This window comes from Lysinibacillus irui (assembly GCF_028877475.1).
Taxonomy (GTDB): Bacteria; Bacillota; Bacilli; order Bacillales_A; family Planococcaceae; genus Lysinibacillus; species Lysinibacillus irui.
This window is the reverse complement of sequence record NZ_CP113527.1, coordinates 2102860-2127178: the sequence shown is the minus strand read 5'-3', so window position 1 is coordinate 2127178 and position 24319 is coordinate 2102860. Positions and strand designations below refer to the sequence as shown.

Below are 24319 nucleotides of genomic sequence, written 5' to 3'. Positions count from 1 at the left end.
GTTGGTTATGCAAGGCTAATTCCTTCTCACCCTCTTGTGTCAAGAGAAGCGCGCATATTTCCTTGATATACGCTCCTATTTGGACGAAAAGCGCTCTTAATACGTTAGTATAAGCTCCTATTTAGTTGAAAGGTGCTCGATTACCTTGGTTCCCGCTCCTATTTAGAGGATAGGCGCTCCTTTTATTTTGCTACCCGCTCCTATTTGGTCGAAAAGCGCTCTTATTAACCTAATACCCGCTCCTATTTAGAGGATAGGCGCTCCTTTTACATTGCTACCCGCTCCTTTTTTGTCGAAAAGTGCTCTTATTAACCTAATACCCGCTCCTATTTAGAGGATAGGCGCTCCTTTTACTTTGCTACCCGCTCCTATTTTGATGAAAGGTGCTCCTTTTACATTGCTACCCGCTCCTTTTTGCAGGAATACCGCTCTTTTTTCCTTGATACCCGCTCCTATTTGAAGAAATCCGTTCTAATTACTTTGCCATATGCTACTTTTCTAGAAGGTAGCTCCCCATTAAATCAACAAAAAAAATGCTCTATAAGCCTCGGCAGACTTATAGAGCATCTTTCTTTAAACGGTTGATTATTTTTGGATAAATTGTTGTGTCCAGTAGTTACCTGATTTCACGTAACCTACCCCGATATGTGTAAAGTTACCGTTTAAGATATTCGCACGGTGACCTGGTGAGTCCATCCATGCTTGTACCACCTCTTGTGGTGAACGTTGACCTTGGGCAATGTTCTCACCAGCAGCTTTGTAAGTGATACCTAAAGCTTTCATGCGATCAAATGGTGAACCGAATGTTGGACTTGTATGTGAGAAATAGTTTTTACTTTGCATATCTTGTGATTTTTCACGAGCTGCAGCCATTAATTTTGCATCAGTTTGAAGTGGTGATAAACCTGCTTTTGTACGTTCTGCATTTGTTAATTTAACTACTTCTTGTTCAAACGCGTTTACATCTGAAGTTGTTGTAGATGGTGTTGTTGTAGATGGTGTTGTTGCTGGTTTTTCATTTTGTGATGGTTGATTATTATTTGGTGTCGGTTGTGTATTATCATTTGTAGTTGGCGTCTCTTTAGATGGTGTAGATGCCTGTGGTAATTGAATGTTCCACTTATGATTGTTTGACCATTTATAATAATAAACATTACAGTTCGTTGACTGCTTTACGGAATTCCCTTCTGTTGTATTAGTAGCAGCAGAAGCTATTTGAATTGGAGCTGCTAATAGAAATGTTGCACAAATTGCAGTGAGTGTTTTTTTCATGTTTGCAATTCCTCCTTCTCTGCCATTAATCGTAAGGGATGATTTTCTTTAAATTCCTACCATCATTTGCTAACTACGCCAACAAGGAAAGAAATGCGCGAAAAATCGGGTTTTTTTTACCCTACTTTTTAGTAGGTTTCTCCAATCTATGAAATACTTACGTTCGAAAGAGGGTTGACACTCCTCTTAAACTAGTAAATATTTTCGAAAAACAGCATTTAAAATGAATAAAAAATGTATGTTTTATGCAACCGATCCTATTCCTCATTTTTTCATTTCAATTGTTGAATAGAGCTTGAGATGGCTAGCATTGATAGCTGATAGCCATTCTAATATTACAGTTATGTTACAAAGGCGTTACATTTCATTTACATAAAAATAAAAGAACCTGCGTAAAACTACACATGACCTATATGTGTAAAAATGCGCAGGTTAACATTTTATTTAATTCATCCCAATAACAGGTAGTGAACCAACATTCTCTCCAATGATGACAAGTTTTGCTGGCATTTTAATATACTCGGGCAGCCATTGTACCATCCCATAAGCGTATTGGAACAGCATCGGATTTTTGATGCCCTCAATTGGTACATAGCCTTTCATACGGTAAATCGTTTCAGGTAATGTTCGAACCCAATCTTCAAACTGCTCCTGAGAAAATTCCACATCCGTGAATTCTACTAAGCGTGAGCCAAGCTGCAAGGAGGCAATAGGTGCTTTGACAATGTCCGCTTTATCAGCCTGTGTCGTTGCCTTTAATCCCTCTAATAAATGTAGTGGTACACGCCCATTTGTTGTTTGCAAAATAAAGGCATGTGGGTTTAAGCCCTGGAGCTCGTAGACGACCTGACCTTGCTCCACCTCTGTTAATAAATCTGTTTTATTTGCCAATAAGAGATGTGCATGGCGAATTTGTTCCATAAATAAAGAACGTACTTGCGGTGTTAGCGTTTCACGATGGAGCCAAAGCTTAGAATCAGCTACTGTGACAATGCCTTTGACATTAAGCTTATCAGCAAAAAGGGGTGAATACACAGCATCTAATGCTTCCACGGGATGTGCTGCACCTGTTGTTTCAATAATTAACACATCAAAATCACTATCTAATAGAAGAGATTGAATTTGCGCCTCCGTTTTTTCAGCACCTGAACAGCAAATACAGCCTTCTAGCATCTCTTTAAGAGGAATATCTTTTTCTACTGCCTGTGAGTCAAATGGTAACTTCCCAAGCTCATTCATAATGACTGCTGGCTTTAAGTTTTTTTCTTTTAGTTGGCGAATGACATCTGTAAGCATTGACGTTTTGCCACTCCCTAAAAAGCCACTAAAAAGGTATACATCTTTCATCTTATTCATCCTCCTATAAAAAAAGCTGTCGCAGATGCCGTGAAAGACGACTGCTGCGACAGCTACACTGTTAGTTTGTTGATTCCTCAGTTTTTTCAGCTGTTCCTAAAAGAAGCTCTTTGGCTTTTAACAACTGTGGATCATCCGCTTTCATTTTCGCACGTAAAGCATCCATTAATGCGTACGTTGTATTACCAGTTAAAATACCTGTTTGTTCAAGATTATTCGCTGCTTGTAGTTCTTCTACAGCACGCTCTGTATTGTCATCAAAAATGCCATCGACCTCACCAGGCTCATACCCTAATACTTGAAGCATCTCCTCTGCTGCTTTCACAGAGTCAGATTGTAAACCTGCCTTCATTTCAATAGAGGCATTCAAGTATGGTAAAGAGGCATAAGATGGGTAAGCCACTTTGACATCAGGCTCAATCCCTTTTTCATTAATCCAGTTACCTTTAGGCGTTAACCATTTACCTGTTGTAAATTTCAGATTAGAACCATCTTTTAATGGTGTCACATTTTGAACAGTACCTTTACCGAAGGATGTTTCACCTACAACTTTGGCACCAACAGATTCTTTTAAAGCACCTGCTAAAATCTCTGAAGCAGAAGCACTACCATTATCGACAAGCACTGTGATTGGTAGATTATATTTCTTCCCTGCAATAGCGTTTGTGATTTGTGGCTCTGCATTTTTTTCTTGAACCTGAACAATCGCCTTGCCCTCTGGTACAAAGAAGTTAGAAATATCTACTGCAGCTTTTAAGTAGCCACCAGGATTTTGACGTAAATCTAAGACAATGCCCTTCATGCCTTTACCTTCGTATTCAGCAAGGATTTTGTCAAGCTCTTGGGCAGTTTGTTCACTAAATGATGTAATTTGAATATGGGCAATATTGCCATCAAGCATTTCGCCATACACTGTTTCCACTGGTATATCATCACGAACAATTGTCATGTGAATAGGCTCCGTATTTTCTCCGCGTTTCACTGTTAATTTCACAGGTGTTCCTTTTTCCCCGCGAATGAGTGCCACTGCTTCCGTTGCACTGAAGCCTTGAATGCTTTTCCCATCAACCGTTAAGATGATATCTTTTGGTAATAAGCCTGCCTTTTCAGCAGGAGAATTTTTGATAGGTGACACAACTGTAATATAACCATTACGTTCTTGAATTTCAGCACCAATTCCTTGGAAGCTAGAAGATAAGCCAGAATTAAATTGGTCGGCCTCTTCCTTCACCATAAAGTCAGAATATGGATCTCCTAATGCATCAAACATACCATTGATCGCACCGTCGACTACTTTTTCATCATCAATATCTTGGTAATAGTTATTTTTCAGTAAATCAAATGCTTCATATAATTTTGTAAATTCCGCACGTTCAACCGGAACTTTCACTTCCACTACTTTCTTATCACCAAATGTTAACGCAAAAATCGTTAAACCTGCCGTGATAAGAATAGTAAAGAACATGAGCATGATAAATTTAAACGGTTTCAGTTGAATAAATTGTCCTGCCGGCTTTATTTCAGCTGGTGTCGATTCCTGCTGCTGTTCTGTACTTTCCTTTTTCTGTTCATCCATCTTGATTGTCACCACTCTCATTTACACTAACTTGTTGTCACACTACTACCATCTTAACAGGTTATACAGAAGACGAAAAGAAAAAGACTGTCAAAATTTCATGACAGACCATGTCCAATCATGCTTCATCCTATCTAGTATTCTAGCACCTATTCACCTAAGTTTAGACATATAATGGTACTGCCTTTTAATTTTACTCATTTCCTAGTAGCAGTCAACAAAAAACTAAAAGAAACATAGAAATGCTATAAGAATATAACGTGCAAGAGAGCAAAAAAGTTGCACCTCATTAACTATTCATTAATTTTTGCAGTTTTTTATAGACCGAATGGACGGTTAATCGATGAAAGGTAATAAGTTGCCCTTTATAAACGACAGAAAAAATGCCATATGGAGTAGGCGATTTTTCCATCAGATCCTCTCTATTTTGAAGGTCAATCAGATCTGGTATCAATCCTAATTTATTCGCCGCTACTTGAATGTTTTCTGTAGCTACTTCAACATAGGGGCATTGAAACGAACGCAAAATAGTTAGGTTTTGAAATTTCGCCAATCGTTCCTTCCAGTTATTAGGAAAGTAGGGCAAATCAATATTTTCTTGTAATGCAAACATTAATAATTCGAAATCATAAGGTGCTGTTGCAATACATTGAAATTGGTGCTGTAAAAATAAATCCTTGCTCGGTGTCCAGGATGTTTGATCATTCGATAGGACGACTACTTCTTTTTTCCCTCTCTTTTTGGCATCCTCTAAACATTTTTTCAGTAATTGTGTTCCGTAACCCTTGCCTACTGCACTCACCCAGAGACAATGAATAACTACAAAGCCATCAGCATAAACGACCCTCGACGAGTACTCCGCATCTGCATACTCAATAAAACCTACTTGTTTACCATTTTCAAGTAGCTGTATGTAGTGTAAACCTTTTTCAAATTGTTGATTGAGCCATTTGTTTTTGTTTAGATAGCCTGGCGAATTCTTTTTGCTCCGTAAACAGAAACTGCCCATTCCCTCTAACCATTCTCCGTTCATTTCAAGCATTTCTACCTGTGACATGGCATTTCCTCCAATAATGATTTCTGCTAATTTTACCATTATTGGTGAATGATTCAAATAGCGTTATCGTGAACGTGAATCGCCTTTTCTTAAGCTTACGCATATGATGCTAGTAATGACACATGTAAGGAGGAAAAACAATGGGGAGAAATAATAAACAAAACCAAGGCAATGAATCCATAGAAATTTACGCGGCTAAGCTATCTTATATTGGTACAGCCATTTCAACACTAGGGGATGGCTTACAGACCATTGCAGCTGGTCTTGTACTAGAAGCGCTCCAAAACGCGAACAATGATTCTTCTCAAAATAATAATGGCAACGGGAATGGCAATCAAACAGTGAAAATAGATAATATGCAGAAACAAATTGATTATTTAATTACTGAGCTTAAACAAATTAAAAAAATGTTAAAATAACCCTTTACATAAAGAAAAAGTGTTGAAGACGTTTTGCTTCAACACTACTGTTTTTTTTCCATTTTTTTCGGCGTCCCCTGTATTTCCATCAATTCAGAAACTGTTACAAATTGATAACCCTGTTTTTCCAGCTCAGGTAGAATCTGCTCCAGTGCTTTGACTGTTTGGGCTCGGTTTCCACCACCATCATGAAAGAGAACAATATTACCAGCCTCCACACCTTTCAGTACCGTGTTAACGATACGATGGACTCCAGGGCTTTTCCAATCTAGCGTATCCAAATGCCAGGACCACATCACGACTTTATAGCCTTCCTTGGCAATTGCTTCAATCATTGCATCGGTATATTGTCCCTCGACCGGCCGGAATAATGTTGGCTGATAGCCCGTAATACCAACAATTACTTCATCGGTTTGTTGAATTTCTTTCATTAAGTTCGGCACATTTGTTTTTAAAGGGTGCGTAAATGTGTGATTGGCTAATTCATGCCCCTCTTCATACATTCTTGAAAGGAGTTCTGGATTTTTTTCTGCATTTTGACCGACAATAAAAAAGGTAGCTTTCGCATTATATTGCTCCAAGACATCGAGAATTTCTGCTGTATATTTACGATGCGGGCCATCATCAAAAGTTAAGGCAATGATTTTTTCATCTGTTTGGATTTCCCAAAGAATTTGTCCCGCTTCTTCATAATACTTTCTTCCTTTATTCTCAGAAGAACTCACTTTCATATAAAAAAATGACACGGTAATTAGACAAAGTGGTAGTAAAAACAGTAAAAGCTTTTTCACATTTTCACGTCCCCAAATAATTTTTTCGTACTTTATTATTTGAGGATTTCATAAAAAAATGCTTACGTTTCGCAAATTTGATGTTGTATATGATGTTCCAAATGTTGCACATAATCTTGAATAAGCGATGCTAGTGTCAAATGTTGCTGATTCATAACAATCGGTAGTTCTAACGATTTTTCAGGTATGTTTTCCAGCACATAGATGATTTTTTTGTTTAAGCTCGTCCATAGCTGTAAAATAGCTTCTATTGGCATTTCTTGATAACCCTGTAACTCGACCCATCGCACTTGGTCGTATGTAGTCACTACGTATGGTGAAGCCTTATACTGGATGTTTATTAGTCTTTCAAGATTAACTATAGCCGAATCACATAAATGACCAACTATTTCTTTTTTAGACCACTTTTTCGCCGCAGGTCGATGCGCTATTTCTTCTGCTGTCATCACATGAAATAATTCGGGCACTTTTATAATCCAATATTGTAATTGATCAATCGTCTTTTGCATAATGGTCACTCCCTACCTGATTAATCTGAACATAATAATCTAACAACGCAATGACATCTTGCACTCGTTTATACTCTTTTTCAATTTTAATGGAAATCATTAAAACAGTGATCGTAAAGCTTAATACCGTTATTGACACAAGCTGGACAAGCGACATCCCCACTAAGAACATGTTATTCATCGTCGCAGCAATGAACATCAATACGGACAGAATAACCCCACTTAACGTGATAAAAATAGGCTTATAACGCATAATTTCATCCGCCTGTAATTTTAAAATTCGGATGATATATTGAACCTCTTGAATTGTATATTGCTGTTGAAAAATAACAAAATAAGACCTATATACCTCATCGTTTAGCTTTTTATGAAGTATATTTTTATGAAACTTAAGCACAAATTGATCCCCAAAATCATTCGCCAGCGCTTTCTCAGGCTTTAATAGCTCATCTTTAATGTCAATGAAGGCGACCCTTAAACCTCCTCATCCGCTCATGATAAAAACAATTAGACCTTATACTATATGATAGAAAGATGGAGAAGTAGTACGTCAGAAAGTAAAGTTACTATTTTTTAGTGCTTTTCCGTTGCCAGCTTAGCCCAAACATGGTAGAAGCAAAGACAAAAACCGTCGTACAGAGCCACATTGCCAGTCCATTATAAGCACCTTTAGCAATAGTAATGTTCGCTAAAATGATAATTTGCATCATACAAATTGCAATATACAGCATGATGGTATACTTCATACTAGCACCTCCATTTGCGAAATTTTTTTAATTACCAAACGCAAAAACAAGATCCGTTTCACATACGATTTCTCCATCTACAGTCGCTATTCCTGTCCCTTTTCCTATTGCTCCCTTAACTCGTGTAATGTTCACCTCAAGGCGTAGTTGATCACCAGGTTTTACTTGTTTTTTAAAGCGACAATGATCAATACCTGCCAATAAACCTAAGCGTCCCTCATTCCCCTCCTTTGTTAGCATAATGACTGCACTGACTTGTGCAAGTGCTTCTACAATTAGCACACCAGGCATTACAGGGTAATGTGAAAAATGGCCGTTAAAGAACTCCTCATTGATGGTCACATTTTTTAGCCCAACTGCTCGCTTTCCTTCCTCTAATTCCAACACACGATCTACTAAAAGAAATGGATAACGGTGTGGTAAAATTTCTTGAATTTGTTGACCAGTTAACATACGTAATCCCTCCACAGCTTTTTATAGCCTTATTCTAACACTAATTATTAGTAGTTGATACTAAAAATAGAGTTTAAGGAAAAAAAGACAGTGCTACAACCAAAAATAGAAAACAAGCTGTGCCAAATGATACGATGCTCATTGCCGATTTATTCTCCTTTCGCCACTCTCTCACCCCGATAAGTACAAATGTTAAGCCTAATAAGGTGAAGGTAACAGGTAAAAACGTAAAATCCTTTGTTACGAGACCATAAACGCTAATCATAATAATGACCACAGCAAATAGTAGTTGTAAGCCTAAAGATCTGCTCATTGCAATCACTCCCCCGTTAAATTATTTTTCTGAATATTTTTTCATTACTTTTTCAATATTTCTTTATCGACAGCCGCACTGTAGCTAGAATATAATATTCCATGCATTCACCCTAGAATGATTAGTTTATTAGAATAGGATGGTTTAGCATGTTATCTTTTATTGCAATAGTTCTTTTATTATTTTTAATTCCAGGTCCTGCTGTCATTATCACGATTACACAAACATTAAAAAGTGGTAAAAAGAATGGGATCTATACAGCTTTAGGCATTGGTCTTGGAGATTTAGTGCATACATTAGCGGCTGTTTTAGGTCTTTCTGCTATTTTAATGAAATCAGCCACTGCCTTTGAAGTGGTGAAATATATAGGGGTAGCCTACCTTGTGTATTTAGGTATTCAAATGCTCCTCACAAAACCAAAGAAAATCGAACAACCAACTGTGGAACAAAGCCCTGCTAGTACGTCATTCCGCCAAGGGTTTTTGGCAGAAATTTTAAACCCGAAGACGGCATTATTTTTCCTTGCCTTCCTACCACAATTTATTCAGCACAATGAACAATCTGTCACAAGCCAATTGCTAACGCTGGGGATTACATTTGTCGTAATGAGTGCCTTGTATACTATCCTACTAGCAATTATTACAAGCTTCATCGGTGAGAAAATCTTTACGAAAACGAGTGGTAGCTCACGTTGGCTTGAAAAGACAGTTGGCTTCGTTTATATCGGTCTCGGTGTCCGTTTAGCGTTACAGACACAAAGTAGATAATTTGAAGAAGAACACGATATGTGTTCTTCTTTTTTTGCAGGAAAATGAAGAATGTTAGCCAATACATACTAAAAAGGAGGGTTTAACTTAAATCAACGTCAAGAAAATTTATTTGAGCAATTAGCTCATTACCGTAGCGAGTTGCTCCACTTCCTAGAGCATGTGTCTGAAGAAGAGGCAAATATCATTCCAACTGGTTTTCATAATAATATTCGCTGGAATTTGGGCCATCTCTATCTCGATCAATATTTATGGATAGAAGCATTAACAAAAGAAAAGGACACGGAGCTAAACGTTTTCATGAAATGGTTTGGTTTTGGCACATCGCCGAATCATTTTGACAAAGAAACGCCAACCCTTGAGGAATTAAAAAGTACTTGGCTCGGCAGCCTGACCAAGTCAAGGAACGATATGGTGATCGATTGGCTGAAGAATTTCCCCCTATTGACATGGGCATGCAAACCATTGAACAAGTACTGCTACGCACTATCTTTCATGAAGGGTTGCATTTCCAAGCGATTTTAACCATTCATCGATTCCTGAACTAATTCGGGTCTTTTGCTTCCTTATTCATTGCTAATTTTTAAGTTACCTTTATCAGATGCAAATCAAAATAAGATTTAACCATTTTGTTGCGGTAGACAATTTCCACCTTTATTTATTTCTAAGGCTCGATATATTCTTGTCCGAACGTCTTCAACTTCTGACCAATAAACTTTGTTGCTGCATTTCTGAAGGTGCTCAAGCCCCCAATTGTGCCTCTGAATAATCTTGAGCGTTGACATTATGTACAAATTCGTAAAATAATTGCAGAATTACTTCTAAATCGTCATCATGATAATTTTTAAAATGAAGCATCTACACCCATTTTCTCGCAATCTATTATACCAATGATAGGATATTTATGTAAAATTCAGTAAGCTTATAGATTAAAATCAATCTATAAGCCTATATTTCATGTTATTGTTTCGGCGTATTGGCTGTCAGTGGATTAGCATTTGCAACTAATTGAACAGGTGTTGTCGTTTGCTGAAAGCTTTCCTTCTGTCCTTGGTTTGATTTCCCATAGCCTTTCATGGCTGCAAAAAGCGCCACACCTACAATGCCCCAAGTTAAAAATTTCACAGAATAACCTCCTTTCAGTTTTAGTATTAGATAACATAATCGGATTATACGCTACGGTATTTATACAAAAATTTAATTAAAAACAGAAGAATATTATGGTAAAATTGTATATGTGGCAATTTTTTATATATTAGGAGGTTTATTACCATGAAGAAAATTTTCACAGGTCTTTGTATAACATCAATGTTATGGATGGCTTCACCGGCTGATGCTGCCACGACTCAAATTAAAATTGACGATGTTGTAGTAAAAACGGATACAGCACCCGAGCAAAAAAACAATCGAACAATGGTACCATTACGTGTAATCAGCGAAAACCTTGGTGCCCAAGTTGATTGGAAAGATTCGAAAATTACCCTATCGATGAATCAAACAACGGTTTCTTTAAATGTCAACAATCAAACAGTAATTAAAAATGGCAAAAAGGAGCAATTAGATGTAAAACCTTACATTAAAAATAACCGTACCTATGTACCGCTCCGCTTTATTGCCGAAACATTTGGCAGCCAAGTCGATTACAAGCAAGGAACAGTGTCTATTGCCACTAAACCATTGCTGATTGAAAATGAAAAAATAAAGGCCCTACAATATGAATACCATATGACAATGGGTGGTATCATTCAAGAGATAAAGGGCAATGCCTATCACAACGCTATTTATAAAATTTTCCAAGAAAAGAAAGGCGACAAAGTAGAAGCTCCAAAGGAATATTATTGGCACATTAATTTAGATGAACCTGGGTCTTACTACAAGCTTGGCCAGTATGATTTTATGACTCATGACAATAAGAGTATCAAGCAATTTGATATTTATTCATTAAACGGTCCTTTCCCAGAAGAACTACTAGAAGGCTATCCTAAGGTACTTCTACATGATGTTTCCGAAAATAGCTGGTATATCTTCTCAGAGCAAGCCGTGAATTCGATCCAACAGCTTATCAACAATGCATCAGAAAATGGCTTTAGTACCGTTATTAGTAATACAGTAGCTTAAATTTTTTATGCTTAACATATTCTGTATGAATTTGCGCAAACTATTCCTATCAACGTTTGCTCGATGGAGGTTTGTCACATGCAGAAATTACTGTTACTAAGTATTGTGCTACTTTTCCTGGCTGCCTGCTCCGCGGAACAAGCTCCGCCTAGTGAGGAAGCCGAAGCCAAAGAACAGACCGTCAATGCAGAGCCAAAAGAACATCAAAATGTTTTGGTACTTGATGACTAACAGGAAAAGCGTGTTTTGATGAAATACAATCAAAACACGCTTCTATTTTGGACTATCTTTGTATAATCTGTATAAGATTCCCACAAGTGTCGTCGAAAACTGCTATTGTGACATCCCCTGTTTTGGTCGGTGCAATAGTAAACTTTACATCCTTCTCCAGCAAACTCGCGTACTCTTTTTCTATATCTGCAACACCAAACATCGTTGCGGGAATCCCTTCTGCGAAAATCCTCTTTTGATAATCTTTTGCTGCAGGGTGCTCATCTGGTTCGAGCAAAAGCTCCGGACCCTCTTGATCATTAGGCGCAACAAGCGTTAACCATCTATATTTACCTACAGGAACATCCTCCTTTTTTACAAACCCTAGCTTCTCCGTATAAAATGCCAGTGCCTTCGCCTGATCTTGTACAAATATACTGTTTACTATGATATTCAATATATTTTCCTCCTTGTCTTTGTGGTGTAGTGCCAGTGCCGTCTCTTACTTTACTCTACCCATCCTTTCAGCAAATCTTGAAGTGGTTCTTTATTGAAGATCATCACTCGATATTTTCCCTTACGTTGTGATGTGACGAGTCCTGCATTTTCTAACACTGAAAGATGTTTGGCAATCCCCTGTCTCGAAATAGAAAGTTCATACTTCATGAGAAGGCGAACCGTCAATTCATACAACGTCATCTCGTCACGTTCGGCTAGTTCGTCTAATATAAGTCTCCGTGTCGAATCCCCAAGTGCTTTAAAAATAGTGTCTTTATCCCAATTCATACATCGATTATAAGCAACTATTTGGTTGCAGGTCAATTAGAAGCAACTAATCAGTTGCATGTATAGGATAGGATGGAACGATTTGTTTTTGTGGGGATTGCTTCTTACATTTTGGAGCGGGTTTTAGTTTTTTTGAGCGATTGCCTTATTGGTTTGAGGGGGGATAACTCTTTTATGAGCGGGGGCTTCTCATTTAAGAGCGGGTTCTTCTCTTTTTCGAGCGCTTCTATCATCGTTTGGAGCGGGTTCCTTACTTTATTGAGCGCTTTTCCCATCATTTGGAGCGGGTTCCTTACTTTTTTGAGCGCTTCTCGCATTGTTTGGAGCGGGTTCTTCTCTTTTTCGAGCGCTTCTATCATCGTTTGGAGCGGAGGCTTCTCTTTTTTGAGCGCTTAACTCCTCGTTTGGAGCGGGTACTATACTTATTGAGCTGTTTTCACACATTGCCATACGTTCTCATCTCTTTAAATGAATACCTAATATTAAAAAATAATTTATAGCAAACACAAAAACTCCACTTTGAAAAAAGTTCAAAATTGAATTATTTTTTGATTTAAGTATAGGTAATGCAAAACCACCCTACAACACTGAGAATCAAGGGTCTTTCCTGAAGTTTTGATAGCAAGTTTCATATTCATCTTTCATTAACAAACTTTTACAAGCCAATCCATTTTCATGATAAATCTCTTTATCAATTATTAATTGGATGCTTCTATTTGAATTTGGATAGCTGGGGTCATCATTTACTATGTACAGCGTATCCTCATCCAGCCATTCCATCGCAAAATTACTCTTAGCATCACTATAATAAACTGTTTTGACCTTACTTTTCTCCATATTATTTGTAATTTCAACCCATACATTTACACCACCTGCAGCTCCACCATATGGTTCGTAATAAGCATTAGCATCATACTTTTCTGTAGGGGATGTTACAGGTCCAGGTCCTTTTTGAATAAATTCTCTATCAATATTACTGAATGAAAAAAAGTACATTTTATATACAAAGATTGAAGATGTCAGAACAATGCCTAACAATGTTGCAATGAGCATTTTTTTAGGAAAAGCTTTCTTTGTAATGGTAGAAATCATTATGTTCGCACATAACATCAGAAATAAAATAATCGTAATAAATGAAATGAATAATCCAAATAAAATGAATATGGTCATCCCTCTTTTTTCATTAACATATCATTTCGCAAAACTCTTTTTAAAGTAAAGTAGCGAATCAAATGTTTTTGCTGTTATATTTTTTTACAACAGTTGCTAAAATGGCAATAATAAAAACGATAGCACTATTTATCATTAAATAATACCCAAGTTGCATGCCATAAAACAGCGCGAAAGGATCTCGAATAATTATTATTGCTAATGTTCCACCGAGCGTACCAAAAAAGATTGCTAGTAGTAGTATTGTAAAAGCAGAAAAATAGAGATTCTTCTTTTTTCTGTATGAGATAAACCCAATAATATTTGCAATAACGATAAAAAAACCCATTAGAATTATGAAGAAATAATCCATTTAGCTCTCCTTATATTTTTATTATAAAAACTATAGGTGGACAATTTTGCACCATTAGTTTAATAAGGGTCCGCGAACCTTATTTATCCCACTCTTCTCTGACAAAAGCTATTGCACTTTCCATAGTTACGATATTTTTTTTGAGCCAACATTCCCCCATTTCTCTTACTAACGGGTGAATAAAACCAATTCTATTAACAATTTTTACATAATCTAACAATACATTTATAACGCTATCGTTTAATCCCAACTCTTGTAAATCTCGCACCAGTTCGATATCATCCTGAGAAACACCGCCATTACTTTTTATTAAATAATCAATTGGTGTTGAAGAATTAACCTGTTGTCTATACCATTCGTCGGAACTCATACCTGTTTTAGCTTTAAACATTTCTACTTCTTTTGCTTGCCATTCCTCTATTGTCATTCCGTGTACTTCTTTAAATCGTTCTTCAGGCGTCGTACCGTATATGACTTTACTACCTCTTTTCTTAGATTGTTTTTTATCTTTAGTCATTCCACATCACTCTTTTCTACCAAAATACGCAGCTAGCTCAATAAGGAAACACCGCTTGTCGATGATACATATCAACATAGCATAAAGGGGAATTCGATGATTTACTTAAAATTAATTTTAACATAAATATCCAAAAAAATAATCACCTCAAGACTAACTAACGAGTTGATTTTTTCAAACATTATTATAAATAGCCGCTAATTCTCGCACCGCTTGAAACGGGAGCTTCTCTTTTTTGAGCGCTTTTCTCATCATTTGGAGCGGGTCCCTTACTTTATCGAGCGCTTCTCTCATCGTTTGGAGCGGTTCCTTACTTTATCGAGCGCTTTTCTCATCGTTTGGAGCGGGTTCCTTACTTTATCGAGCGCTTCTCCCATCATTTGGAGCGGGTCCCTTACTTTTTTGAGCGATTTTCTCATCATTTGGAGCGGGTTCCTTACTTTTTTGAGCGCTTTTCTCATCGTTTGGAGCGGGGTCCTTACATTATCGAGCGCTTTTCTCATCACTTGGAGCGGGTTCCTCTCTTTTTTGAGCGCTTCCCTTATTGTTTGGAGCGGATCCTTCACTTTTTTGAACACTTATCTCATCACTTAAAGGAGATCCATCACTTTTCCTGGACTCTTCCTCCTCATCGCGGAAAAGGGTCCGACGTTTTGTTGAGCAGTTCAAAAAAACCTTGCATAAAAAAGCTGTCCCAACCGTGTTGTCGTTTCTGACAAGGTGTTGGGACAGCTGGTTTTATTTTACGATTAAGGCTGGACATTGTACACGTTTCATGACTTTATGGCTAACACTGCCAAGGACCATTTCCTGTAAGCTATTTAATCCTCTGCTACCGATGACCACAAGATCTACTTGTTGTTCATTGGCATAGCGTACAATTTCGGGACCAGAGTCTCCTTTTAAAAATGTTGTTTGATAAGAAATGTTTGCTTCTTGTAATGCCTGTTCAACTGGGGCGATTTTGCGCTGACGGGCTAGCTCCACGTTGTCGATAGTGCCAGCGATTAGCAGTTCATTCTTTATTTTATCTACATTCACCACATACACAATATCGATTGTGGAGGTTTCGGACAGCTTGGCTAATTTTATAGCTTCCTGTGCTGCTCGAAACGCATTATCAGAGCCATCTACTGTTAATAAAATACGCTGATACACGCTTACCTCCTAATGGTTGGTTGTGATGCCATTTAATTGATAATATAACGCTTGGCTTGCAGGATTTAAGCCTACTAGGTTTACATCAATTTGTTGTGCTTCTAGACGGGCTTTGACTTTCATGAGTGCTCCAACGGCCGATTCATCCCATAGATGACTACTTGATAAATCAATAGTAATACTGGAAGCTTTAATATGTTCAAATGCCTGCATAAAGCTTTTCGTTGAGGCAAAAAATAAGGGCCCTTCGATGATAAAGGTCGTACCTGCTTGCTGGATGGAAACCTTCGATACCTTCGATACAAAGAAGAGGGCGCTTAAAATAACACCGATGACAACACCAATAGCTAAGTTATCGGTATATACAACAATGAGCACAGTAGCAATCATGACAAATGCATCTGCCCGAGGAGCTGTCACAATATAACGGAATGAATCCCAGTCAAATGTACCAATACTTACCATAATCATGATACCAACCAAAACCGGCATTGGAATATCTACCACTAAATCGCCAAGGACAATGATGAGGAACATTAAAAAGACCCCTGCCACTAGTGTTGATAGACGTCCTCGCCCTCCAGATTTAACATTAATGACTGATTGACCGATCATCGCACAGCCGGCCATGCCACCAAAAAAGCCATTGACAATATTGGCAATACCTTGCCCACGTGCTTCTCGGTTTTTATCACTTTTCGTACTTGTCATATCATCGACAATTTGCGAGGTTAACAGGGATTCTAGTAATCCAACGATAGAGAGAGCTAATGAATAAGGCAAAATAATTATTAGCGTTTCCATTGTAAATGGCACGTTTGGAATGAAGAATGACGGTAATGCACGCTCAATGGAACCTAAGTCTCCAATCGTTTTTAATTCCACACCTGTTGAGAAGGCCACAATTGTTAAGACAACGATAGCAATTAATGGTGCTGGGATTGCTTTGAAAAATCTAGGTACAATATACACGATCAACAATGTTATGCCAATAAATACATATGTCCAAAGCCCTTCTTTTAAAAAGTGAGGGACTTGTGCCATAAAAATTAAGATAGCCAGCGCATTGACAAAGCCAATCATAACGGCATTAGGTATAAAACGCATTAGCTTAGCAATACCTAGTACCCCAAATAACAATTGGAAAATACCTGTTAAAATCGTTGCTGCTAATAAATATTGAAGACCATGATCTTTTACAAGGCTCGTCATCACCAATGCCATCGCACCTGTAGCAGCGGAAATCATGGCCGGTCTTCCCCCTACAAAGGCGATGATGGTCGCGATACAAAATGAAGCATACAAACCTACCATCGGGTCAACGCCTGCAATAATAGAAAATGCGATGGCTTCGGGAATAAGTGCAAGGGCAACAACTATACCTGATAATAGATCAGCACGGACATTGCCAAACCATTGTTCTTTTAACGTTTGCATAAATAAACTCCCTTAGTTATAGTAGAATAAATCGTACCAAAAGATACCTATTTGGGACGAACAAGAAGTAGCATAACATACTCATTCCCAAAAAGGAATGATTTTGGGAGGATTAATGATGATTTACGGCTATAAGCGGCCAATAATTGGTGATGAATCAGGAGAACAACAGCTAGTAGATAGACAAGTAGATCAATTATTTGTAGAAGCACATCCCTTTTCGAAAAAAAGGCATGTCCTAGAGGATCTATTAATGACAATCCAACCAGGCGATGAAATTGTTGTTGAAAATCTAGTGGTGCTAGCAGACTCCTTTCATCAATTATTAGATGTCCTTCACGTCCTTGCAAAAGACCGTGTCAGGATTACGTTCCTAGAGGAGCAGATTTCCAATACATCATTGCTCCAGCTAGATTTATTAGAGTCCGTTACCCTCTTTACTAATCTACAAACTCAGCTGAAGAGCCATGCCACAACATTTGGTCTGGTTGAAGCTAAAAAAGCGGGAAAAACGATTGGACGACCTAAAAAATCAGATGATAATTTACGAAAAGCATTTGCGATGTATCAAAGTAAAAATTATTCACTTATGGACATTAAAAACGAAACAGGCATAAGTAAATCTACCTTATACCGTTATATAGATGAAGTGAATAAAGGCCATCATGATAACTAAAAAACAGCAAGTGAGCGTTCGCTGCTCAAACTTGCTGTTTTTTTATATTGGTAATATTGTAGAAAATTTAATTTCACGTAAGGATAAGTTCGTTTGAATTCTAGAAATCCCGAGCTTATTTAATTTTCGAATAAATAAATCCAATTCCTTGCGATCTCGTATAACAACCTTCAACAGATAATCATAGGCACCTGTTAAACAATGACATTCTAATATTTCGGTCATTGTTTTCAAGCTGTTCTCCAATTCCTCTAGTTCCTTTGCTTGATGAATATTTGTACTCATAAAAACATAGCACAGTAAATCAAAACCTAATTTCTCCTGATTTAAAATCGCGACTTGCTGATCGATATATCCTTCATTTTCTAAACGTTTGACCCTCGTATGTGTTGCTGGCGGGGATAGATTGACTCGTCTAGCCAATTCTGCATTACTGAGTTGAACCTCTCTCTGCAAAATATCTAATAATTGAAGGTCCACGCTATCTAACGCCTTATTTTTAATCTCCTCCACAATTTTCCCCCTTTCGATAATTTCTTACAACTGACATATAACGCTTAATTACAGAAGATTTTTTTGTAAAAACTTCAATAACTTTTAATTATTTTGAATTTACTCAATTCAACAAAATATTATACAGCTAAACATCCGATAATGCTATGATTCTTAGTATACATATTATTTGAAAGGAGTGTTACATGCCTTGATTAAGTTTTATATGGGCTTAATGCTCATCACGAGTCTACTTTGGGGAGGAAATTTTGTCGTGGCTAAAACGCTTGTCGCACACGCTTCTCCTATGACATTAACCACAGCAAGATGGTTAATAGCAGTCGTCGTCCTTGTACCATTCGTCTGGTGGAAAGAAAAGAAATTAGTGCCTGCAAAACAAGCTCTTGTGCCCTTATTCTTAATGGGCATAACAGGTGTGGCCTTATTTAATATTTTTCAATTTTTAGCTTTAGAACGGACAACATCCACTAATGCAGGTCTAATTTCAACGATGAATACAATCTCAATTGCCCTCTTTTCGTTTGTTTTGCTAAAAGAAAAAATAAATAGCATGCAGCTTGTGGCAATGACAATCTCTTTATTCGGTGTGGTTCTTGTTCTTTCGAAAGGAGAATGGCAGCTATTACTGGATTTCCAATTGAATACTGGGGACTTATGGATGGTTGCAGCTGTCTGTGTATGGGGACTTTATTCGGTTTGTAGTAAATGGGCTATGAAAACTACTTCTCCGTTAATGGCGACATTATACGCAGGTATATTCGGTGTGCTCATGCTTGTACCGTTTACAAGGATGGATTTTACCATTTCTAATATGGATTCGGCTTTCATTCTTTCACTCCTCTATACAGGCATTATCTCTACTGTTTTGTGTATGGTATTTTGGAATATTGGGGTACAGAATTTAGGGGCAACAGCCTCTGGTATTTTTTTAAACTTTAATCCTATTTTCACGGCCCTGCTTGCCTTTTTGTTTATCGGAGAAAAGCTGTCTTGGTTGCAAGGGGCTGGAGGACTGATCGTTATTATCGGCTGCTATTTATTCACTCATTTTAAAACAAAAATACCACAGGCTTCTCCGGTATAACATAAAGAACTCTTATTCAACTAACTTTCAAATTCAGTCGCATCTTCTAGGTTAAAATAATACTTTGCGATTCTAACAAATTCTTCCGTGTCAATCTCTTGAAAGAGATAGAAATCTACTACGTCCACCAAAATGTTCCTCCTGAATAAAGGTAGGCTTCTATCAATTAAAAATTAGTCATTTTAACATAAAAAATCAGCTATTCCTTCTTGAGAATAGCTGATTCTTTATGGTTGAATGACTTTAACAAGCACTCCACAGTAACCTATGTAGTTTTTACATATTTTGTGGTGGAATGATACCCGTTACAAGTAAGATAAAGAAAACCAATCCAATAAGGAAAAATAGCAGAGACGCATAAAAGGTCGGACCAAGTTGAACCTGGAACCGTTCTCGCTCATGAATGATACCTGTTTGTGCACTCACTTGGGATGCAAAAAGTCTAGACATAGCTCCACCACTGCTAGAAAAGTAGAATGTCCCTAGAGTAAAGGCAACACCAGTGAAAAACATCACTTCAATAAATCGTACCGAGAACATAGTGGCAATCCAATACGTCAACACTATTTCCACAATCCATGCAATGACCATAATAATGACGTGTTTCCTACGCATTCTAATGGCTCCCTTCCCCGTTAATTACTACATCTACGTCGTATATATGGGGGAAGTTTCGTTTTTTCTGAATTTATTGTCATTTCTATCGGTCTTTTTTCGATATTTAAATGCCATCCTCTAATTGTATTCGTTTCTGTTGAATGATTTCACCTTCTTGCTGAATTGTAGTTTTCCTTCTTCATCAAAAATAAAAGTACTTGGATAATTCATCACTACAAGCTTTTTTGTAGTATCCCCTCTTTGTCTATAAAAATCGCATACTACGGCCTTTTCAAGACTATCATAGGCTGTGGCATTAATTGCGTTGACAGAATACCTCTAAATTAGGTACTCTCCTGTTGGCATGGGCCACACCACAATACCCAAAAATTAAAATTTTCCCCATTTTCGATGATTGGTCCAATTGTGTTAAAGCTGTCTCATAATTAATTTATTTCGTACTATCCTCTAGTGATTCATAACCATAATAAAAATTATAAAAATAGCCCCAACCGTGAAAGGAGGGGCCACTAATTTACGTGAAAAACTTTTTATTTTTATAAGCTATGAGGCTAACGACAAATAGCATCATGGAAGACACGACAAAAACCATTCTTACTCCATACCATTCCGATAAGATGCCCAAAATGAAAGAAGAAATGCCAAATACCCCAGTAACAATGACATTTAAAGAGGTATAAACGGTTGGTAATTTTTCCTTGGTGACACTTATTTGAACGATGGTCTGTTGTGGGATGTTTTTTAATTGTCCACAAATGCCAATCATAAACGAGCAAAGTAACGCCAAAAGTGCTGTCGGACTAAAGGCAAAGAACAATGTGAAAATAGCTGATAACAAAGCACCTCCACAAATGAACACTGCTTTTTTACGATCGACAACTGAAGTCCATTTTAGACATATCATACTCCCTATAATCATTCCAATGAAAAAAATGCCATTGAGATAACCCCACCATTGAGAGGAAACCTGCAAAGCCTCCTCAACAAAGACAAGCAAAATAGCTGCGACCCACGCTGCACCTGCAATAGATTCTAGTAAATCCATACGTGCCGCTATTTTTAGCACAGGGCTTTGCAGAATGGTTTGCCAGCCTTCGACTAGTAATTGCCGCTTTTTTGTCTGCTGACTTTGTTTCCAAGGGACATCTGGTAAAAGATTTAAAAGAACTGTTGCCAAGAAAAAAAGAAAGACAACAACCCATAAAAGTTGAGATGGAGTAAAAAGAATAAGCAAGGAACTTCCAACGAACCAAGAACCCACTTGAATGGATTGAATAACCGATTCAGCTATACTATTTGCTCGCAACAAATCCTTTTCCTCCACATAATGAGGTAACAAGGATTGACGAATGGGATTGGCACACCCATCCAGTAAGGCAATTATCGCAATCATGACATAAATATAGACAACGATTGGCTTAGCACCTACCCATTCTACATAGGATGCAAGACCAACGAGGACAGCTGTTTTACAGCCTTGAGAAATAGTTAGCAAACGATTCAAAGGACACTTCGTAGTAAAGATTGGTGTCAGTAGGCTTGAAATCAACATACTGGAAGTAATAATAAATGGCACCAATGCCGTTGAAATAGCGGAATTGGTTAGACGATAAATGATACTAATAACACTTACGATATAGAGGATATCTCCTATATCCGCAAGAGATTGACCTGTCAGTAAAATTGAAAAAGAACGGTTTTTTTTATTCACTTTTTATCCCCCATAAAAAAATTTTAGCTTTTTATGGGGATGTTTAAATTGGACCGTTTTGCATTGGCTAACTCCTTTATATGCCTATTTGAAAAAATAATGGGGGACGTTATTTTTTCATTTATAGGTGACTTGATATCATTTCAAGAAAATTCGAAAGTATTGATCTTATTTTAACATCACTTCCCATTTGATTCCAGAACACAAAAAGACCAGGAGCTCTTCAAATATGATATGCTCCCTATTAGGTAGACAGATGAAAAAATAAAATCTGTTTATCTAAGGGGAGTATTTTTTATGGGGCGAAGCAAACATTCACTCGAGTTGAAACTATATATCCTTCAATTGTTCGAAGAAGGTCACTATTCTATCAATGAATTGTGTGAAAGGTTTTCAATAGATCATCAAACTTTTCATAGATGGAAAATGAAATTTGAGGCAGGTGGACGTGAAGGATTACAAGAAGCTACTTCATGTAAGTTCTATTCAAAAGAGTTAAAATTAGCGGCTGTGGAGGACTACATTCAACGAAATTATTCACAGATGGAGGTGTTGGCGAAATACGAGATTAGCAGTACCTCCGTTTTAAAAAGCTGGGTAAAAAAGTATACTAGTCATAGTGAAATAAAAGATTCAGGTAAAGGAATGAGTCAAGCTATGACCGAAGGAAGAAAGACAACTTTTGAAGAACGTATTGAGATTGTCGAGTACTGTTTGAAGCACCAGAAAAATTATCAGTTGGCAGCGCATACCTATGGTGTTTCGTATCAACAGGTATATCAATGGACGAAGAAATTTGAAACGAATGGTGAAGAGGGATTACGTGATCGTCGTGGTCGCACAAAAGATGAAGTCGAATTAACCGTTGAGGAGAAATTGAAATTAGAGATTCAACGTATTGAACGTGAAAATGAACGTTTACGTGCAGAAAATTTATTTTTAAAAAAGTTAGAGGAAATCGAAAGGAGGCATCGTTAAGCCAAATACGTCTACAGCAACGCTATTTAGCGATTCAAGATTTACATCGAGAGGAAGAACTTTCGATTCTTTTACTATGTGAAATAGCTGATGTTTCGCGTGCAGCTTACTATAAGTGGTTAAGTCGCAAGCCTTCTAACAGAGAAGTTGAAAATGAAGCCATTTTAAAGGACATTCATCTCCTTTACCAACAAGTAGATGGTATTTACGGCTATCGTCGTACAACGTTGACAATCAATCGTCAGCGAAAAGAAAATAATCAAACGATGGTTAACGAAAAGCGTATTTATCGTTTAATGCAGATTAGTGGATTGAAGTCTGTTATTCGTAGAAAGCGCAAGCCTTATCGTAAATCCCCAGCACATCATGTGGCGGAGAACGTATTAAATAGAGCATTTACATCGAAAAAGCCCAATGAAAAATGGTGTACAGATGTCACAGAGTTTAAGTATGGAAACGGGAAAAAAGCTTATTTAAGTGCAATTATCGATTTATATGATGGTTCAATTGTGAGTTATGTGTTAGGTCATTCGAATAATAATTCCCTTGTTTTCAAAACAATCAAATCAGCTATTCAATCATTACAATCAGGCGAACAGCCATTAATACATAGTGATCGAGGTTTTCAATATACATCGAAGGAATTTAAGCGAATTGTGGATACAGCCAATATGACACAGAGTATGTCCCGTGTTGGTCGATGTATTGATAACGGACCAATTGAATCATTTTGGGGCACATTGAAGTGTGAGAAGTATTATTTACATAAGTACGATTCATATGAAGAGTTAAAACTAGCGATTGATGAGTATATTCATTTTTATAATTACTATCGTTATCAGAAACGATTAAACGGCTTGAGTCCGTTAGAATTCAGGACTCAAGCCGCTTAATACATTTTTTATTATTTCCACTGTCTACTTGACGGGGTGCAGTTCAAATATTTAGAGTCCTGGTCTTTTTGTGAAAAGTGAAACTTACTAGGTTGCTTTAGTTTTTTGTATTCTACTATTACATTAGTCGTACCAGCTTTGCAAAGGTTACAGGTTTCTCGAAAGAATTTTAAAAAATGTTAATCATCCTGTTTACCATTTTCCTGTTAGACGTTGTACCGTTTTAAGGTAGCCCGTTCAAACACTAATTGAAAAATACAAATACAGCAGATCGGGAGGTATAACTAGACTCCTTACCTCTTACGCAAAGCATTGAACAATAGGAAAAGAATAAGAAAAAGGCCGATTACTACTAAAGCTTTAAATAAATTGTGGGCAATGTTGAATTGATGATACGTATACTCTCCGTCTCTAATGGCTTTCAGGTAGGTCCCTTTGTCAACCTGTACCGCAATGGCAATCTCCGTATCTATCCCCTTTATAGAAAAATATTTTGTTCCTTTTGGATAAGCATTTGAAAAATTCCCTCCATATTCCTTCATATCTGAATACTTCGTGACCGCTCCAATTTTATTTTCAATCGTTGTTACTTTTTCATCGGTCACTTCATACATATAACCATCCCAAACAACAAAGGGATAAACCCAGCTTGTTGCAACAGCGTTGGCAGGTATTATTATCATTATTAATAAGCAGAAGGAAACCATACGTAGATAAGGCTTCATGCATATCCCCCTTTCCATCATTTTACTTATTAGACTGACAATTGAAGAAAACGTTACATTTTTTTGATTTGACTTCTATTTCATTGGATGCTAAATTTACTAAAGCAGTAATTT

At 37.3% G+C, this 24319-nt stretch carries 31 protein-coding genes and 1 pseudogene; 8 read left to right on the top strand and 24 right to left on the bottom strand.

The window, feature by feature from the left end; all coding sequences use genetic code 11:
• Positions 1-585: 585 nt before the first annotated feature.
• The 4 genes from OU989_RS10690 to OU989_RS10675 form a co-directional block, all read right to left on the bottom strand.
• Positions 586-1272, bottom strand: a complete 687-nt coding sequence (locus tag OU989_RS10690; protein ID WP_274797140.1) for a CAP domain-containing protein — start codon at positions 1270-1272, stop codon at positions 586-588.
• A 444-nt stretch (positions 1273-1716) separates the two neighbouring features.
• Complete coding sequence (locus OU989_RS10685) at positions 1717-2619, bottom strand: CobW family GTP-binding protein (RefSeq protein ID WP_274797138.1); 903 nt, start codon at positions 2617-2619, stop codon at positions 1717-1719.
• A gap of 70 nt (positions 2620-2689) precedes the next feature.
• Positions 2690-4204 carry a lmo1851 family serine protease gene (locus tag OU989_RS10680; protein WP_274797137.1) on the bottom strand — a complete coding sequence of 505 codons (1515 nt, stop codon included), beginning with the start codon at positions 4202-4204 and terminating at the stop codon, positions 2690-2692.
• Between the two features lie 289 nt (positions 4205-4493).
• The gene (locus tag OU989_RS10675; protein WP_274797136.1) at positions 4494-5261 is read right to left on the bottom strand and encodes a GNAT family N-acetyltransferase; all 768 of its coding nucleotides are present in this window, start codon (positions 5259-5261) and stop codon (positions 4494-4496) included.
• Between the two features lie 140 nt (positions 5262-5401).
• Here OU989_RS10675 and OU989_RS10670 point away from each other — a divergent pair, with 140 nt between their 5' ends.
• Positions 5402-5680, top strand: coding sequence for a translation initiation factor 2 (locus OU989_RS10670; RefSeq protein WP_274797135.1), 279 nt, complete (start codon positions 5402-5404; stop codon positions 5678-5680).
• Between the two features lie 44 nt (positions 5681-5724).
• Here the strand turns inward: OU989_RS10670 and OU989_RS10665 are convergent, their stop codons facing one another.
• The 6 genes from OU989_RS10665 to OU989_RS10640 form a co-directional block, all read right to left on the bottom strand.
• Positions 5725-6471 carry a polysaccharide deacetylase family protein gene (locus tag OU989_RS10665; RefSeq protein ID WP_274797134.1) on the bottom strand — a complete coding sequence of 249 codons (747 nt, stop codon included), beginning with the start codon at positions 6469-6471 and terminating at the stop codon, positions 5725-5727.
• Between the two features lie 62 nt (positions 6472-6533).
• Positions 6534-6980: a DinB family protein gene (locus OU989_RS10660; RefSeq protein ID WP_274797132.1), complete on the bottom strand. Its 447-nt coding sequence runs from the start codon at positions 6978-6980 to the stop codon at positions 6534-6536.
• Positions 6964-7377 (bottom strand): hydroxymyristoyl-ACP dehydratase, encoded by a 414-nt coding sequence (locus OU989_RS10655; protein ID WP_274797131.1) that lies wholly within the window; start codon positions 7375-7377, stop codon positions 6964-6966. The genes OU989_RS10660 and OU989_RS10655 overlap by 17 nt, the downstream gene beginning before the upstream one ends.
• A gap of 169 nt (positions 7378-7546) precedes the next feature.
• Positions 7547-7726 carry a hypothetical protein gene (locus OU989_RS10650; protein ID WP_274797130.1) on the bottom strand — a complete coding sequence of 60 codons (180 nt, stop codon included), beginning with the start codon at positions 7724-7726 and terminating at the stop codon, positions 7547-7549.
• A 27-nt stretch (positions 7727-7753) separates the two neighbouring features.
• The gene (gene fabZ / locus OU989_RS10645; protein ID WP_274797129.1) at positions 7754-8179 is read right to left on the bottom strand and encodes a 3-hydroxyacyl-ACP dehydratase FabZ; all 426 of its coding nucleotides are present in this window, start codon (positions 8177-8179) and stop codon (positions 7754-7756) included.
• Between the two features lie 73 nt (positions 8180-8252).
• The gene (locus OU989_RS10640) at positions 8253-8492 is read right to left on the bottom strand and encodes a DUF3953 domain-containing protein (RefSeq protein ID WP_274797128.1); all 240 of its coding nucleotides are present in this window, start codon (positions 8490-8492) and stop codon (positions 8253-8255) included.
• Positions 8493-8641: 149 nt separating this feature from the next.
• On the opposite strand from OU989_RS10640, the gene OU989_RS10635 reads away from it, so the two are divergent.
• Together OU989_RS10635 and OU989_RS10630 are read left to right on the top strand one after the other, a co-directional pair.
• Positions 8642-9259: a LysE family translocator gene (locus OU989_RS10635; protein WP_274797127.1), complete on the top strand. Its 618-nt coding sequence runs from the start codon at positions 8642-8644 to the stop codon at positions 9257-9259.
• 141 nt (positions 9260-9400) lie between these two features.
• Positions 9401-9807 (top strand): annotated as a pseudogene (locus OU989_RS10630) (DinB family protein).
• 412 nt (positions 9808-10219) lie between these two features.
• On the opposite strand, the gene OU989_RS10625 reads toward OU989_RS10630, so the two are convergent.
• A complete protein-coding gene (locus OU989_RS10625) occupies positions 10220-10384 on the bottom strand; it encodes a hypothetical protein (RefSeq protein WP_274797126.1) in 165 nt (54 codons plus the stop codon).
• Between the two features lie 147 nt (positions 10385-10531).
• Here OU989_RS10625 and OU989_RS10620 point away from each other — a divergent pair, with 147 nt between their 5' ends.
• Together OU989_RS10620 and OU989_RS10615 are read left to right on the top strand one after the other, a co-directional pair.
• Complete coding sequence (locus OU989_RS10620; protein WP_274797124.1) at positions 10532-11377, top strand: copper amine oxidase N-terminal domain-containing protein; 846 nt, start codon at positions 10532-10534, stop codon at positions 11375-11377.
• A gap of 78 nt (positions 11378-11455) precedes the next feature.
• Positions 11456-11608, top strand: coding sequence for a hypothetical protein (locus OU989_RS10615; RefSeq protein ID WP_274797123.1), 153 nt, complete (start codon positions 11456-11458; stop codon positions 11606-11608).
• A 52-nt stretch (positions 11609-11660) separates the two neighbouring features.
• Here the strand turns inward: OU989_RS10615 and OU989_RS10610 are convergent, their stop codons facing one another.
• From OU989_RS10610 to OU989_RS10570, 9 genes are all read right to left on the bottom strand, one after another.
• Positions 11661-12044: a VOC family protein gene (locus OU989_RS10610; RefSeq protein WP_274797122.1), complete on the bottom strand. Its 384-nt coding sequence runs from the start codon at positions 12042-12044 to the stop codon at positions 11661-11663.
• Positions 12045-12094: 50 nt separating this feature from the next.
• A complete protein-coding gene (locus OU989_RS10605; RefSeq protein ID WP_274797320.1) occupies positions 12095-12373 on the bottom strand; it encodes an ArsR/SmtB family transcription factor in 279 nt (92 codons plus the stop codon).
• Positions 12374-12477: 104 nt separating this feature from the next.
• Complete coding sequence (locus OU989_RS10600) at positions 12478-12732, bottom strand: hypothetical protein (protein ID WP_274797121.1); 255 nt, start codon at positions 12730-12732, stop codon at positions 12478-12480.
• A gap of 235 nt (positions 12733-12967) precedes the next feature.
• Positions 12968-13465, bottom strand: a complete 498-nt coding sequence (locus tag OU989_RS10595) for a DUF5412 family protein (protein WP_274797120.1) — start codon at positions 13463-13465, stop codon at positions 12968-12970.
• A 136-nt stretch (positions 13466-13601) separates the two neighbouring features.
• Entirely contained in the window at positions 13602-13895 is a 294-nt protein-coding gene (locus OU989_RS10590) for a 3-isopropylmalate dehydrogenase (RefSeq protein ID WP_274797119.1), read from the bottom strand.
• A gap of 79 nt (positions 13896-13974) precedes the next feature.
• Entirely contained in the window at positions 13975-14412 is a 438-nt protein-coding gene (locus OU989_RS10585) for a hypothetical protein (RefSeq protein ID WP_274797118.1), read from the bottom strand.
• A 290-nt stretch (positions 14413-14702) separates the two neighbouring features.
• Positions 14703-14990, bottom strand: coding sequence for a hypothetical protein (locus tag OU989_RS10580; RefSeq protein ID WP_274797117.1), 288 nt, complete (start codon positions 14988-14990; stop codon positions 14703-14705).
• 160 nt (positions 14991-15150) lie between these two features.
• Positions 15151-15570: a universal stress protein gene (locus OU989_RS10575; RefSeq protein ID WP_274797116.1), complete on the bottom strand. Its 420-nt coding sequence runs from the start codon at positions 15568-15570 to the stop codon at positions 15151-15153.
• A 9-nt stretch (positions 15571-15579) separates the two neighbouring features.
• Positions 15580-17007, bottom strand: coding sequence for a SulP family inorganic anion transporter (locus OU989_RS10570; RefSeq protein ID WP_274797115.1), 1428 nt, complete (start codon positions 17005-17007; stop codon positions 15580-15582).
• Positions 17008-17122: 115 nt separating this feature from the next.
• Between OU989_RS10570 and OU989_RS10565 the strand changes: the two genes are divergently transcribed.
• Positions 17123-17683, top strand: coding sequence for a recombinase family protein (locus OU989_RS10565; RefSeq protein ID WP_274797114.1), 561 nt, complete (start codon positions 17123-17125; stop codon positions 17681-17683).
• Positions 17684-17725: 42 nt separating this feature from the next.
• Here OU989_RS10565 and OU989_RS10560 read toward each other — a convergent pair whose 3' ends face one another.
• Positions 17726-18196 carry an Lrp/AsnC family transcriptional regulator gene (locus tag OU989_RS10560; RefSeq protein WP_274797112.1) on the bottom strand — a complete coding sequence of 157 codons (471 nt, stop codon included), beginning with the start codon at positions 18194-18196 and terminating at the stop codon, positions 17726-17728.
• A 205-nt stretch (positions 18197-18401) separates the two neighbouring features.
• Here OU989_RS10560 and OU989_RS10555 point away from each other — a divergent pair, with 205 nt between their 5' ends.
• Complete coding sequence (locus OU989_RS10555) at positions 18402-19280, top strand: DMT family transporter (RefSeq protein WP_274797319.1); 879 nt, start codon at positions 18402-18404, stop codon at positions 19278-19280.
• A 276-nt stretch (positions 19281-19556) separates the two neighbouring features.
• On the opposite strand, the gene OU989_RS10550 is transcribed toward OU989_RS10555, so the two are convergent.
• Positions 19557-19895, bottom strand: a complete 339-nt coding sequence (locus OU989_RS10550; RefSeq protein ID WP_274797110.1) for a hypothetical protein — start codon at positions 19893-19895, stop codon at positions 19557-19559.
• A gap of 517 nt (positions 19896-20412) precedes the next feature.
• Complete coding sequence (locus OU989_RS10545; RefSeq protein ID WP_274797109.1) at positions 20413-21609, bottom strand: MFS transporter; 1197 nt, start codon at positions 21607-21609, stop codon at positions 20413-20415.
• Between the two features lie 297 nt (positions 21610-21906).
• Here OU989_RS10545 and OU989_RS10540 point away from each other — a divergent pair.
• Positions 21907-23480 (top strand): IS3 family transposase gene (locus OU989_RS10540; RefSeq protein ID WP_274793282.1). Its coding sequence is split into 2 segments (ribosomal slippage): positions 21907-22549 and positions 22549-23480, totalling 1575 coding nucleotides; the frame shifts between segments, so codons are not numbered across the junction.
• A 293-nt stretch (positions 23481-23773) separates the two neighbouring features.
• Here OU989_RS10540 and OU989_RS10535 read toward each other — a convergent pair.
• Positions 23774-24205 (bottom strand): hypothetical protein, encoded by a 432-nt coding sequence (locus tag OU989_RS10535; RefSeq protein ID WP_274797108.1) that lies wholly within the window; start codon positions 24203-24205, stop codon positions 23774-23776.
• Positions 24206-24319 lie beyond the last annotated feature (114 nt).